This is a genomic window from Streptosporangium sp. NBC_01469 (assembly GCF_036227305.1).
GTDB lineage: Bacteria > Actinomycetota > Actinomycetes > Streptosporangiales > Streptosporangiaceae > Streptosporangium.
This window is the reverse complement of record NZ_CP109465.1, coordinates 9,557,580-9,571,301: the sequence shown is the minus strand read 5'-3', so window position 1 is coordinate 9,571,301 and position 13,722 is coordinate 9,557,580. Positions and strand designations below refer to the sequence as shown.

9 protein-coding genes are annotated in these 13,722 nt (G+C 68.6%); 5 read left to right on the top strand and 4 right to left on the bottom strand.

The window, feature by feature from the left end; all coding sequences use genetic code 11:
* Positions 1-754: 754 nt before the first annotated feature.
* Together OG587_RS41670 and OG587_RS41665 are read left to right on the top strand one after the other, a co-directional pair.
* A complete protein-coding gene (locus OG587_RS41670) occupies positions 755-1,420 on the top strand; it encodes a peptidase inhibitor family I36 protein (protein ID WP_329084362.1) in 666 nt (221 codons plus the stop codon).
* Positions 1,421-1,526: 106 nt separating this feature from the next.
* Positions 1,527-1,859, top strand: a complete 333-nt coding sequence (locus tag OG587_RS41665) for an NUDIX domain-containing protein (protein ID WP_329094170.1) — start codon at positions 1,527-1,529, stop codon at positions 1,857-1,859.
* Between the two features lie 467 nt (positions 1,860-2,326).
* On the opposite strand, the gene OG587_RS41660 is transcribed toward OG587_RS41665, so the two are convergent.
* From OG587_RS41660 to OG587_RS41650, 3 genes are all read right to left on the bottom strand, one after another.
* Positions 2,327-5,977, bottom strand: a complete 3,651-nt coding sequence (locus tag OG587_RS41660) for a CARDB domain-containing protein (RefSeq protein ID WP_329084361.1) — start codon at positions 5,975-5,977, stop codon at positions 2,327-2,329.
* A gap of 510 nt (positions 5,978-6,487) precedes the next feature.
* Positions 6,488-6,880, bottom strand: a complete 393-nt coding sequence (locus tag OG587_RS41655; RefSeq protein ID WP_329084360.1) for a DUF3224 domain-containing protein — start codon at positions 6,878-6,880, stop codon at positions 6,488-6,490.
* A 91-nt stretch (positions 6,881-6,971) separates the two neighbouring features.
* A complete protein-coding gene (locus OG587_RS41650) occupies positions 6,972-8,708 on the bottom strand; it encodes an ABC transporter family substrate-binding protein (protein WP_329084359.1) in 1,737 nt (578 codons plus the stop codon).
* Positions 8,709-9,009: 301 nt separating this feature from the next.
* Between OG587_RS41650 and OG587_RS41645 the strand changes: the two genes are divergently transcribed.
* Together OG587_RS41645 and OG587_RS41640 are read left to right on the top strand one after the other, a co-directional pair.
* A complete protein-coding gene (locus tag OG587_RS41645) occupies positions 9,010-10,332 on the top strand; it encodes an MFS transporter (protein WP_329084358.1) in 1,323 nt (440 codons plus the stop codon).
* 67 nt (positions 10,333-10,399) lie between these two features.
* Positions 10,400-11,185 (top strand): peptidyl-tRNA hydrolase, encoded by a 786-nt coding sequence (locus OG587_RS41640; RefSeq protein ID WP_329084357.1) that lies wholly within the window; start codon positions 10,400-10,402, stop codon positions 11,183-11,185.
* Between the two features lie 105 nt (positions 11,186-11,290).
* On the opposite strand, the gene OG587_RS41635 is transcribed toward OG587_RS41640, so the two are convergent.
* Positions 11,291-12,301 (bottom strand): DUF3616 domain-containing protein, encoded by a 1,011-nt coding sequence (locus OG587_RS41635; protein WP_329084356.1) that lies wholly within the window; start codon positions 12,299-12,301, stop codon positions 11,291-11,293.
* A 243-nt stretch (positions 12,302-12,544) separates the two neighbouring features.
* On the opposite strand from OG587_RS41635, the gene OG587_RS41630 reads away from it, so the two are divergent.
* Positions 12,545-13,510 carry a hypothetical protein gene (locus OG587_RS41630; protein WP_329084355.1) on the top strand — a complete coding sequence of 322 codons (966 nt, stop codon included), beginning with the start codon at positions 12,545-12,547 and terminating at the stop codon, positions 13,508-13,510.
* Positions 13,511-13,722: the final 212 nt, after the last annotated feature.

Sequence of the window (13,722 nt, the reverse complement as noted above, 5' to 3'; positions counted from 1 at the left end):
TATCTTCCCGAGAATCGTCACGTCGCACGGTCGATCAAGTGGCAGTTTATGGAGAGGATTCACATGAAAGTTAGCTGAGTATTTGCCGTCTGCGTATCCATTGGCGCACTGACCGCCATCGGTCTGTCCTCGGCGGGGCCGGCCGCCGCAGTATCGGATCCGACGCTATTGGCCGCGCTCGCCATCCCATGCGGTCTTCCGCCCGCTGCGACCGCGAATTTCGGCTGGAACCCAGGCCCATTCTCGACCACCATCTCCTACGACAATCATTGCGCCATGCCGAAAGGTGTGACCGTCTACCATGCGAACGCTGACGGTAATCAATGGAGGTGCGTGGTGGCACTCGGCCTCGGGAAGGGCAACGAAAAAGTCAGCTACGGGGTGACTGGCCGGCTGATCAACGTCCGCCCAGGCTGCCCGTAACACTCCGCCTTATTCCGCCGCCGTCTTTTGTCGGCGGCAACGGGGCACTCTCGACACCAGCGCCGGTCCCGAGGCCCGGCCCGGGACCGAGGACGCTGGGCGAGACGCGAGGGGAGGCCCAATGGATCGCCCCGGGCAAGTCTCGGCCGACTCGGCGGTCGGGGCACGCGTCGCGGTCGCATGGACCCGAGCACTGGCACCGGTTATGGAGGTGCACGTGCCCCACCCTGGAGTGCCCTCAGCCCCGATGTCACATCCGGCTGATCACACGTGTCTCGTTCGTGTCCCGGGTCCGATCAGGATCCGGCCGCCAGAACCCGAAAGGATGCTCATGCCGCGCGCTTCAGCTCACCTCGCACGCAGTGCCGTCGCCCTCTCCATGGCCCTCGCCCTCCTGGCCGCTTCGGGGAGCCCGGCGACGGCCCACAGCGGCGCCTACGCCGAGTCCGCCACCGTCCTCACGACGTCGGACGCCGACACGGCCATAGTAGGTCGCGACGCACACCAGCCGACATCCGGGACCGGCTCGTCAACCGGCCCCTTCGGCCTTCTCAACAACAAAGTGATCGACCTGTCGAAGGACTGGCGCGAAGCGAAGGTATGCACGGGAGAGCTCAGTACATTGTTGCGCTGCTATGACAGCGCGACGGAATATCGCGCGTCAGTGGGCCTGCCGGCTCGTGACGTCGAGATCCTCGACAAGAATGACTGCTCAAGCGGTTGGCTGTGCCTGTGGGACGATGCGAACTACAGGGGTCATTGGCTGGTGGCGGTCAGATACGAGGGAACTCACGACATCGCCCCATACCAGAATAGGGCCAACAGCGTCTGGAACCGGTATGACGGACCTGCTCAACTGATCGACGTCAGGACGTTGCAGCCGGACGACACCAAAACGATGGGAACTGGCTACGCCTACCCGGATCTTGGCGCTCTCAATGACAGGTTCAACAATCGAACCGACAAGGTGAAGCTCTGTGATCCGAGGGGCTGCTGACGGCTTTTCCGCTGGAAAGAACTCTGCGGCGTGTCGACCACCGGTGGGATCGAGGATACCCCCCACACCTACGAACTAAGCGGCGGTATCGAGGAAGGACGAGAATCTGTGGACAGCAGCCTGCCGCGAGATCGCTGAGGAGACCGGCCTGCCTGCAACGGGCCCGCTGTTCAAACTCGACATGGTGAGCGGCGTAGAGAAAGGCCGCTTTGCGGCCAGCGAGTTCTGGCCCGAGAACATCTACATCGTGCCCAAGCACTTCTTCGCCATGGACGTCACTCAAGAACGAGTGGAAACAGTGCTCTCTCAGGAGCATCGCGAGGTGCGGCGGCTGACATACGAAGCCGCATATAAATCGCTGCGCCACGATGATGACAAGACGGCCCTGTGGGGACTTGATCAAATTGTCCGCCACATGGACCTACCGAAGACGCCATAGTCGGCGAAGTATTTCATCGAGCGTACACCGGTCCGCTCTCGGCCCCGCGCATCTGCGCGGGGCCGAGACGTGAGGCCGCAGCGCCGAGATGGTTGCGCGAGGCAAGCGCGCGGCTGATGAGACAGCTTGGCGCTGCGGCCTCACCCCGGTTTGGGAAACGATCAATTGTCACTCGGGAAGTGATCTTGCCAACCTCTCTGCCGCGCCAGGCCGGCCCCATTCGTGAACACCCCACTTCGGTGACTGGGATCCGCTGTTCGCGGGCATGGCCTGCTTCGGCGGGCCCCTTCGTCGTTTATACGGGGGATCGCGGCGCTCGACGCCGCTGTTGGTGGGGTCCACCGGAAACGCGACCAGCCATGGGCGGGACCCCCTGGTGTTTTCGCGGGGAGCACGCCACATGGCCGGTCGTTCTTCAGGTGCCTGACCCCAGGTGAGAGGTCAGGCCGGAGCGGTCGTCGGAAGGGTCAGTTGCCGGTGATCACGAAGCTCGTCCCCGGCTGTCTCACGATGTTGCCGTCGGCCGAGTTCGTGATGGTCACGTTCGACAGGACCGCGTTGCCGCGGGCGCCGCTCATGGCCAGGATCCCGGCCCCGTTGTTGGACTTGTCGATCTTCACATTGGTGATCGCGACGTTCGGCATGTTGCCGCCGCCCGTCTTGAACTGGATGCCGTCGTAGGTCGAGTCGGAGATGTCGGTGTCGCGGATGGTGACACCGGTGATGTCACTGCCCTGCGGGAACAACGTGATCGCCCCGAACTCCTGGTCCTCGTTCCAGAAGGCGCCACCCGTGCGGTACAGCCCGTTGTTGGCGAGCAACGTGGTCCCCGAGAAGGGCAGGGGGCTGTGGTCGGTCGCCAGCATGATGCCCGGGTAGTTCATGGTGTCGTAGATCAGGTTGTTCTCGGCGGAGTTGTCGTAACCGCCGTAGATCGCGATGCCGTTCGCCCGCCAGGGCAGCTGGATCGTGTTGTTGACGAAGTGGTTGTCGTGCGTGTTGTCGACGACCCGGTCCTTCACCGCCTGGTTGGCCCAGATCGCCAGGGCGTCGTCGCCGGTGTTGCGGAACGAGGAGTTGAACACCCGCGAGTTCCGCGTGCCGTTGGTGAAGTTGATGCCGTCGGCGTAGGTGTTGCGGATGCGCATCCCGCTGAACAGCAGGTTGTCGCCGGGACCCCACAGAGCCGGGATGTTGTCGTAGTCGCGGCCGACCCAGGCACCCACGTTGGCGTGCTCGATCCACACGTTGGTGATCTTGGTGTTCTCGCCGAACCGGCCGTTCAGGCCCACCCCGCCCTCGTCGTTGCCGTCTCCGCCGCGGATGCGGCCCGAGCCGAAGATGGCGATGTCGGAGATCTGGGTGTTGCTGTCGATGTCGAAGCCGAAGTTGCCCTCGTGCGGGTGGTTGATGCCGCCCACCACGTCCTGCGGCTCGGTCAGGGTGTACAGCTGGGAGTGCCACATGCCCGCGCCGCGGATGTTGACATTGCTGATGCCCACCTGGTTCCACTGACCCCGGTTCAGCGGGTCGTCGGTGAGGATCTTCTGCTCCTGGCGCCACTGGCCCGCCGGGATCCACACGCAGCTGATGACGCCGTTCTGGTCGTCCGTCACCGCCCGCTGGATGGCGGAGGTGTCGTCGAGGCCGTCGTTGGGCACCGCGCCGTAGTTCGTGATCGAGGTGCAACCGGCCGGCTGGCCGGCCGCCGGTGCCACCTGCTCCAGGTCGATCAGGTCGATGACGTAGAACGAGGCCGTGTCGGTCGCGTCACGCTGCAGCTTGAACTTGGTGCCCACCGGATAGGTCTGCGAGAGCAGTGCGTGCGACTCGTCGAACAACCTCCGGGCGTCGCCCTGGGGGGTGTTCGTCAGCGCCTCGGGGCCGTCGGTGTTCCCGTACAGCCAGCTGTGGCGTGAGGAGAGGGTCAGCTTCCTGGAGAAGGTGCCGTTGATGTAGAGGCTGATGCTCGCCTCGATGCCGCCACCACCGGCCGCGTCGGGGATGGAGTTGCGGACCACGATCGAGTTGGAGGGGTTGGTCGAGGTGAACTCGACGAACTGGCCCGTGCTGTTCAGCCGCACCGACTTGCGGCCCGAGGACTCGGTGGCGAAGTTGGTGTGCCCGAAGGTGCGCAGCGGGTCGGTCTCCAGCAGGGTGCCCTGGTAGCTGGCGGACTCGGCCTCGTACTCGACGTACGGGACGGCCGCGCCGCGCCCGACCACGATCGACTGCGAGAACGTGTTGTTGTTCTCGTTCGTCTCGGTGACGACGTTGGTCGCGTCGGCGGTCGCGGTGATGGTGGCGCCGCCGCTGGTGGCGGTCCAGCTTCCGCTGACGGCCACGTTGACCGTCGCGCCCGCGGCGATCGACGCGGTGTTGCCGTTGAGAGTGGTGCCGCCCACCGCCACGCGGGTGACCGTGGTCGCGCCCGTCGCGGTGGTGCCCCGGTTCTTCACCGCCACGGTGAACGAGACCGGTGCTCCGACGGCCGGGTTCGGCGGGTTGGAGGTGACGCCGAGGACCTGCAGGTCGGGGCCGGGGGCCTGCGCGACGACCAGCGGCGACGACGCGGTGAGGACGTTGTTGCCCTCGTTCTGCTCGAAGACCGAGTTGTCCGCGTCCACCCTGGCGCTGACCGTGTAGCTGCCCTCGCCGCGGGTGCCGATGTTGTGGGTCACCGTGGCGGTGCCGTTGACGGGCAGGGCGGGGATGGCGACGGTTCCGGCGACCGTGCCGTCGAGGTTGAGGTTGACGCTGTCCGCGGGGGCGGCGGCGGTGCCCGCGTTCCTGACCGTGGCCGACAGGGTGATCGCGTTCGCCTCGCTCGGGGACGCCGGGGTCCACGAGAGGTCGGTGACCGTGAGGTCGGGGTTCGGCGCGGGGACGCCGAAGACCTGGAACTCGGCGACCTGCCCGCCGGGCGCGCCGCTGTTGCTGGTGAACCTCAGCTGGACGTCGGCGACGGTGGCGGAGAGGCTGATCGTCACCGAGTTGCCGCCGGAGGCCGGGTTGAACGTGTAGTTCTGCGCCGACACCAGGTTGGTGTAGCCCGTGGCGTTCTGCTCACGGCCCAGGACCTGGATGTTCTGCGTACGGGTGCCCCACGCGGAGTCGGGGTTGAGCTTCACCACGACCGAGCTGACGCTGGCGTTGGCGCCGAGCTTGGCGGTCAGCGTGTTCGGGAACGCGCCGGAGTTGGCCTCCCAGTAGGTGGCCAGGTTGTTGTCGTTCGCGTTCGCGGCGACGAACGAGTGCACGTGGCCGGACTCGACCATCTCCTTGCCGATCGCCAGGTTCGAGCCGGGCTCGCCGCCGGTGCCGGTGCGGGTCACGGAGTTGCTGTTGGCCGACTGGTTGCCCGCCGCGTCCTTGGCCCGCACGAAGTACGTCACGGTCGCCGACGCCGGCTGGGTGTCGGTGTAGGTCAGCACGTTGCCGACGCTGCCCCGCAGTTGGTTGTTGGCGTAGATGTCGTACCCGGTGACGCCCACGTTGTCCGTGGAGGCGGTCCAGGCCAGCCTGATCTGGCCGGTGGCGGGCTGGGTGAAGGCGAGGTTGCCGGGGGCCGACGGGTTCTGGGTGTCGCCGCCGGTGCCGGCGGCGCCGTAGATCTCGAACTCGGAGATCTGCGCGGCGGGCCAGCCGGTGTTGGCGGTGATGTTGACGCGCCAGTAGCGGTGGGTCGTGGCGCCGAAGTCGATCGTGACCGTGTTGCCGGTCGCCGGGTTGAACGTGTAGTTCGCCGAGGCCACCACCGTGCTGAAGGTGTTGCCGTCAGCGCCGCCCTGGACGGAGAGCGTCTGGGTGCGGGTCTGCCAGACGGCCGGCGGGGGCAGTTTCAGGACGATCTGCTCGACGCTCGTGGCGGTCCCGAGGTCGATCCGCGCCCACTGCGGGAAGCTGTTGTTGGCGCTTTCCCAGTAGGTCGCCTGGTTTCCGTCGTTGATGGCGGACACCGGTTGGCCGCCCGTGGAACTGCTGGCCAGGGTCGCCTTTCCCGGCGACAGATTGGGTCCGGCTGCGGCGGAGGCCGGGACGACCGACCCCACGACGAGCAGTAGGCCGGTGGCGACCATGGTCGCCACCAGCCGTAACGGTCTGTACAGCATTCTCATTCGCGCTCTTCTTCTCTCGTCAGGCACGGCAGGGCCGAGGCGTGAAGGCACGCGAGCCTTCACCGCACACGTAATGGGGGGCAGGTGCACGACGCAGTGCATCCCTGGAGAGTTGCGAGGAATAGCAAGAAAATGAACAGTAGTTTGCAATATTCTTGCATGGCGTTGGCCAAATGTTACATACGTGCTACGGGCACGTCAACGGCTGGGAAGCAGCTTTCTCAACTGGCTCGACGCGAGATGTGACAAGAGGTCAAAACGGCCGTGAACACCGGGCCGCGCGGGCGGCGGGTCGTGGATGCCGGATCGTGTCGACGTCGGGCCGTGGATGCCGGGCGAGCGGGCGGCGGGCTGTGGATGCCGGGTTGTGCAGGCGGCGGTCGGTGACAGCCGGGTCATGGGCACCGGTCTGTGGACGCCGGGGGTCGCGCACCGGCCCGGTGGCCGGTGATGGGTGGGCACCCCCGCGCGCGTCGCCTGCCGTCCGTCGGCGCGCGGGGGCGGTCGCCCTTAGTTCAGTTCGTAGTCGAGGTGGAAGGAGTGGGCGCCGTCGTCGTTGACGATCTGGCCGCTACCCCGGATGCCCAGCAGCTCGCTGGTTCCGGAGTCGGGAAGGATCGTCCAGCTCAGCGCCGACTCCCCGGCGTGGCCCCCGGCCGAGTGGTGGAGCACGAAGGTGCCCTTGCGGCCGTGCGCGGTGCCGGTGAAGCGCTCGAAGCCCACGTAGGCCGCCGACGCCTCGACCAGGGGGATCGCGGTGATGATGTCGGCGGTGCTGGTACCGGTCAGGTCGCCGTCGAAGGTCTTGGTGATGTGGACGCGGGAGAGCGTGGCCCCCTCGGCCTCGTCGTAGGGCTGCGGCTCCCAGCTGTCGATGGTGAAGGTTCCTGCGGCGCGAGGCATATAGAGCTCCCTGGTGGAATTTCGGGTTTCGCGCCCATCCTGGCGGCCGTACCTGTCACCTGATGTCAGATACGGACTCGCCTCGGAGCCGCTACGACAGACTCCATTTGTCCATGTTCCAGGTGATGGTCGACTGGGCGGGGTTGGGGATGACGTTCTGGAGCGTCTCGTCCCACGCGCTGAGACCCGGGTGCTGGAACAGCGGGATGGTGGCCAGGTCGCTCCAGAGTCTCTTCTCGATCGCGCCGATGATCGGGTTCTGGGCCGTCAGGTCCACCGTCGAGTTCAGCTTCGCGATGAGGTGGTCGACCTGTTCGCTGGAGTAGCAGCCGTTGTTGTTGCCCTTGTTCTGGGCGTCGCACTTTCCCGGCGAGGTGAAGTTGGAGGACCAGCCGCTGACCAGAGCGGAGCCCGACCAGGCGAACAGGGCCACGTCGTAGCCGTTGCTCGGCATCACGGTGCCGAGGAAGTCCTCGGAGCCCTTGTCGACGACCTTGAAGCCCGCCTTGTTGCAGGCGTCGATGATGAGCTGCACCGCCGCGGTACGGCGCGGGTTCGGGGTCTGGTAGCCGATGCTGACCTCCAGGCCCGTCTTGCCCGCCTTCCGTAGCAGCGCCCTGGCGCCCTCGATGTCCTGCCGCGCGTACAGGCCCGCGCTGCCGCTGGCCGCGACGACCGCGGCGCTGTTGGCCTGGAAGGGGGCCACGGTACGGACCTCCAGGGGCTTGGCGGCGGGTGAGACGGGCCCGATCAGGGTGTCGACGATGAGCTGCCTGGGCACGCACTTGGCGAACGCCTCGCGCAGTCTCCTGTCCCTGAACGGGCTGGAGTCGAAGTTGAAGTCCAGGTGCTCGTAGGTGTACTTCTCGAAGACGCCGACCTTCACGCCCCGCAGCGACTGCAGCTGCCTGAGCACGTCGGGCCCCGGCTGCGGCTCGACGATCTGGACCTCGCGGTTCTGCAGCGCCTGGGCCTGCTCGTCGAGGGTGATGAAGCGCTCGACGATCGTCGGGGTCGCGGCGGGGGTGCCCCACCACCTGTCGTTGGCGACCAGGGTCAGCCGCTGCCCGGCGTCCAGCCTGGAGAGCTTGTACGGCCCCGAGGACGGGATCAGCTCGGCGTCGGGCAGCCTGCCCTCGGAGACCCAGCCGTCGTTGAAGAACTTGATGCCCTTCTCGATCCGCCTCGAGTCGGCCCTCCTGACCGCCGCGATGAAGTCCTCCTCGGACAGGCCGTCCTGCCTGGCGATCACATGGGCGGGCATCATCTCGGTCGCGCCGGGGCCCCCGGCCACCCAGTCCGCGAACGGCTTGTCGTAGACCAGGGTGAACTCCCTGCCGCCCTTCTCGCAGTCGGGGACCCGGGTGTCCCGCAGACCGGTGGTGTCGGCGGAGGCGAAGCCCCTGACCTTGCCGGACCGGAAGGCCCACCACAGCATGACGTCGTCGCAGTCGATCGGGACGCCGTCCGACCAGACCGCCTTGTCGTTGATGGTGTATCTGACGCTCAGCGGGTCGTCGGAGACCTTCTCGTACGTCCCGAAGTCCTTGTCGGGGGTGATCGCGCCCTTGTCGCCGTAGTACCAGAAGCCCGTCAGCACCCGCTGCAGCGGGGCGGTGTTGCGCGTGGCGTTCTCCGCGGTGGTGTTGTTGTTGTAGGAGTGGAACTCCTGCTCGTACGCGTAGGTGATGGTCTCGCTCGGCGGCGCCGACTCCGAGCCGGAGGCGGCGGGATCGTCCACCGGGCCGGTGTCCGCGCAGGCGCCCAGCAGAAGCGCGCCACCCGCGAGCAGCGCCAGGAACCTTCCCGGCCTTCGTGCGTGGAACACGGCACCACCCCTTCGATCGCCCGGTCTCCGGTCGGCCCCCGTACCGGTCGGGCATCGTCACTTCTCGCGGCCGGGAGGGGCCCGGGACGGGCATCGCGCCTCTCCGTGACCATGCCGGACGCGAGACCCTCAGATCAGGAGAATAGAAAAAACATAACCTTTGAGCGAATTCACCCAATATGTGAGATGGCGATCTCACGGGCTCGCGACATGGGCGCATCAGGGCACTGGCCTGATTCTTGCGGTTATTGGCGCTCGGGCCACTCGTGGGGCGACGCGCCGCCCCACGATTATGGAGCGCATGACAACGACTCCTCGGGCGCCCGAACGCAAGCTGCACCGCGCCTGGATCGTGGCGGGAGTCGCGTTCGTGGCCATCCTCGGCGCGGCCGGTTTCCGGGCGACGCCCGGCGTGCTGATCACGCCGCTGCAGGAGGAGTTCGGCTGGTCCCGGGGCACGATCTCGCTGGCCGTCTCGGTCAACCTCATGCTCTACGGGCTGACCGCGCCCTTCGCCGCCGCCCTCATGGACCGCTTCGGCATGCGCAGGGTGGTGACGTACGCCCTGCTGCTGGTCGCCGCGGGCAGCGGGTTCACCATCCTGATGAACGCCCCCTGGCAGCTCATCCTCTGCTGGGGCGTCCTGGTCGGTCTCGGTACCGGCTCGATGGCCCTGGTCTTCGCCGCCACCCTCACCGAACGCTGGTTCGTCCGCCACCGCGGCCTCGTCACCGGCGTGCTGACGGCGGGCGGCGCCACCGGGCAACTCGTCTTCCTACCCGTCCTCGCCCACCTGGCGGCGGACAGGGGCTGGCGGTCGGCCGCCGTCACGGTCACCGTCGCCGCCCTCGCCGTGGTTCCCCTGGTCTGGTTCCTGCTGCGTGACCGGCCGGAGGAGGTGGGCACCACCGCCCTGGGCGCCGATCCCGCCGCGCCCCGGGTCGTCCGGCCGGCACGGGCGGGGGGCGCCGCCGCACACGCCCTCGGCGTGCTGTGGAGCGCGGCGCGCACGCGTCCCTTCTGGCTGCTCGCCGGGGGGTTCGCGATCTGCGGGATGAGCACCAACGGCCTGGTGGGCACCCACTTCATCCCCGCGGCCCACGACCACGGCATGGCCGCGCCGACCGCCGCGGGGCTGCTCGCCCTGGTCGGGATCTTCGACGTGGTCGGTACCGTCGCGTCCGGCTGGCTGAGTGACAGGGTCGACTCGCGCATCCTCCTCGGTGCCTACTACGGGCTGCGCGGGCTGTCGCTGATGGCCCTGCCCAGCCTGTTCGGCGCCACCGCCGAGCCCAGCATGCTCGTCTTCATCATCTTCTACGGCCTCGACTGGGTGGCCACGGTCCCGCCGACCGTCGCCCTGTGCCGCCAGATCTACGGCCCCGACGGAGCCGTGGTGTTCGGCTGGGTCTTCGCCTCCCACCAGGTCGGCGCCGCGATCGCCGCGGTCGCCGCGGGAGTCACCCGCGACCACTTCGGCGCCTACGACCTCGCCTGGTACGTCGCGGGCTTCCTCTGCCTCGCCGCCGCCGTCATGTCGATCGTCATCACCAGGAAGTCCATCACGGGGAAGTCCACTACCGGGGAGTCCACCACGGAGGAGCAGGCATCCTTGAAGGCGTGAGAGAACGAGGCGGGCGAGCCGCGGGACACGGGACCGGATCGGACGCGCGGCAGGCGGGGGAGACCGCATGACCGGCGCCGGGGACGAGGCGACAGGGGCGGGGTACGGGACGGCGGGCATCATCGGCGAGGGACCGGACGCGGCGCGCGGGACGACGGCCGGGGTCGGGACGGAGGCGACAGGCGGGAACGCCGACCGGGACAGGAGGGTCCTCCCGCTCGTGGTGCGGATCGAGCGCTCCGCGCCGCCCGAGCGGACCGACGCCCTGGAGGCGGCGGCCCTGGCCGTGCTGGCGCTGCTCGACGACCCGCGCGCCCTCGACGACGGCGAGTGGGCAGGGGCGGTACGGATCTGGGACGGCGGCCGGTTCAGGAAGGTCGTCCGGCGGGCGCGCGGGGCGGAGTGGCGCAGGGTGCTCGACCTGCCCGGTCTCACCGTCACCTCGGGCACCGCCGAGGTCCGCGTCCACCCGCCGGTCCCGCTGGACGGCTGGCCCAAGGACCTCTCCAGGCTCCAGGTCTCCGGTACCGAACTCGCCGACTCCTCCGATCCTGGACCGCCGGGAGACGTGGTGCTCCGGCTCAACCCGGGGCTGACGATGTCGGCGGGCAAGGCCATGGCCCAGGCCGGGCACGCCGCCCAGCTCGCCTGGCAGGCGAGCGGGGACGACGCCAGGAGGGCCTGGCGGGACAAGGGCCTGGCGGTCTCCGTACGCACCGCCGATCCCGCCGCGTGGGCCGGGCTGGTCACCTCGGGCCTGCCGGTGGTCAGGGACGCCGGGTTCACCGAGATCGAGCCCGGCTCCCGCACGGTCGTCGCGGACGCCCCGTGGCTGCGCGGAGGCGGCCGGTGATCACCGGGTGATCAGCGTGTGATCGGCGGGGGCGCCGGCGTTCGAGTGTGATCGGCGGGGGTGTCGACCTTTGGGTGTTTTGAGTGGTTCGAGTGGTTCGGGCGGTCAGTGGGGCATCCTGACGACGTCGGCGAGCACGCCGCCCTCGGGGGTGAGCCGCGCCTCCGACGGGCTGTCGTGGACCACCAGGAGGCGCTCGCCGTCGAGCAGGGTGATCCCCTCCGGGTGGTCGTTGCCGTTCCCGTGCGGCAGGTCGCCGACGAGATCCAGCTCGTGCCGTACCGAGGGCTCGTCCTCCGGCTGCCAGCGCAGCACCCGGACCGGGCCGTCCAGGCTCATGGTCGGCCCGGCGAGGATCAGCAGCCCGTCCCGGTCCGGGCACATGTCGCGGATGCCGAGCCCGCCGAGGTTCAGGAAGTGCGTCCGGTACGGCCTGCCGTCGATGGGGGCGAGCCTCAGGCTGCCGGGACGCCGGGGGTCGCTCTCCGGCCGGATCTCCAGCAGTACGGCCCAGCCGCGCAGCACCGGGCCGCGCAGGCCGACGAACAGGCGGCCGTCGAGCATGGCGACGCCCTCGATGTCCAGTCCGTTGTCCTTGCTGGGAATCGCGACGAAGGGGGCGAGGTGCGGGTCGTCCGCCAGCAGGTCGGCCAGGTTCCGGCCGGGACCCGCCAGGATCTCCGCCCTGCGGGGCCCGTCCTCGCGGACCGGGGTGGCACCCACGAGCGGTAGCCGTACGAGGATGTAGCGGTTCTCCTCGCGCACCACGCTGCCGAGGCGGCGGCGGGCCTTGTGCGGCGGATGTCCTTTCTTGGCTCGCCTGCGCTTGAGGCTGTGCGACCCGATCACCCAGAGCCAGCCGTCCGCCCGGCCCAGGCCCTCGATGTCGGCCTCCTCGTCGCGTCCGGCGGGCAGGTCCACGAAATCGGCGAGGTAGAAGGTGCGCTGGTCGTCGTAGCGCCCGGCGCGGAACGCCAGATGTTCGACGGTGGCGGTCTCGTCACCGGCCAGCCAGAGTCCCAGGGCGTCGGTGCGTACGGCTGACAGATTGGTGTGCGTTCTCGCCTCGCGTGAGGAGACGTCGAACCTGAGCTCCACCTGGCGTTCCACGAACATCCTGGAATCATCGCAGGGTGTTTCACACCATGGTGAGGAAGGTACTCGTTCCCGAAGTGTGATGGGGATCCCGCACGGGAAAACCGGATTTGTCGTACGCTCCCGATCGTGCTCGATGGGTTGGGTGGGACTCAGGGGACCCGGGAGACGGGTCCCGCGCCGACATACGTGACTGCCGAGGCGGCCACGTCGGAGATGCCGAAAATCGTGGCGGAGAGCCCCCCGAAGCTGCCGGATTCCCCCGTGAAGCGATCCCGCATCGGCGACCTGCCGATGCGCGTGATCTACCGCATCCTGGCCGTGGGCGTCGCGCTGATCCTGGCCGCGGTCGCGACGGTGGTCGGCTTCGTCTCCTCGGGCTCCCCAGATCAACCGGGCGAGGGAAAGACGGGGCAGATCGCCGCGCCATCTGCCGCGCCACCCTCGCCCGGTTCAGGCTCGGCGGAGCCGTCCACCCCGGTGACGGAGCCGTCCGCCTCGGAGCCGTCCGCCTCGGGGCCGTCCATCTCGGCGTCGGAGCAGGCGTCCCCCCTGGTGTCGCCCTCGGAGACCTCCTCCGCACCGGAGACCCCCTCCGTGTCGGCCTCCCCCTCGGGGAGCCCTTCCGAGACGGCCGCCCCCTCCTCCGCGCCCGACGGTTCCGAGCCGGCGCCCGACCGCAGCGCTGTCATCGCGGCCCTCACCGACCCCCGGGTGCCCGACCTGCCGCGCGACAAGCGGCTCGGCCGCCTTCCCGGCAAGGCGGACAAGAGCAAGCGCCGCGTCCAGGACGGCAAGTCGGGCGTGTCGCTGATCCGCCTGGGCAAGCCCTGGAAGGTCTTCGGCGCGGCGCCGTTCTCCACCAAGCAGGTGCTGCCCAAGGCGAAGGGAGCCGCTCACCGGGCGATGCTCGTGAGCTGCCCGGTGCCGATCCTGGTGCAGAAGAAGGCCAAGGACACCGCGCTGCTGGCCGCCCGGTGGACGCTCAACCACCACCCCAAGGGCAGCAAGATCAGCTGGACCGCCTCGCAGCCGATCAAGGACGGCTGGCTGCTCGCCTACCGGGTGAAGTACAAGCTGAAGGGCAAGGCACGCTCCTCCATGGCCGCCGTCGCCGTGACCGATGTGTCCGGAGCCAAGCCCGCGATGCTCTTCGCGACGATCCCCGACGTCCAGAGCAAGTACTGGCGGGCCATCAACACGGCGGTCTCCTCCCTCCGATTGAAGTAAGCCCCACCTGGGCAGGAATCGCCTTGTCCGTGTGACCTGGTGAAACTCGGGGGAATTTCACGGCCGGCCGCTCCGCCGCCGCACGCGTGACGACCTCCCGCCCGCTCGCCGGGCGCGGGGTTCGGCTCTTTCGCGGAGGCGGACCCGGTTCGAGGGCCCGGACTGAGCCGGGCGTCCCGGACGCGCCTCCGGGACGCCCGTCCAGGCAGGTT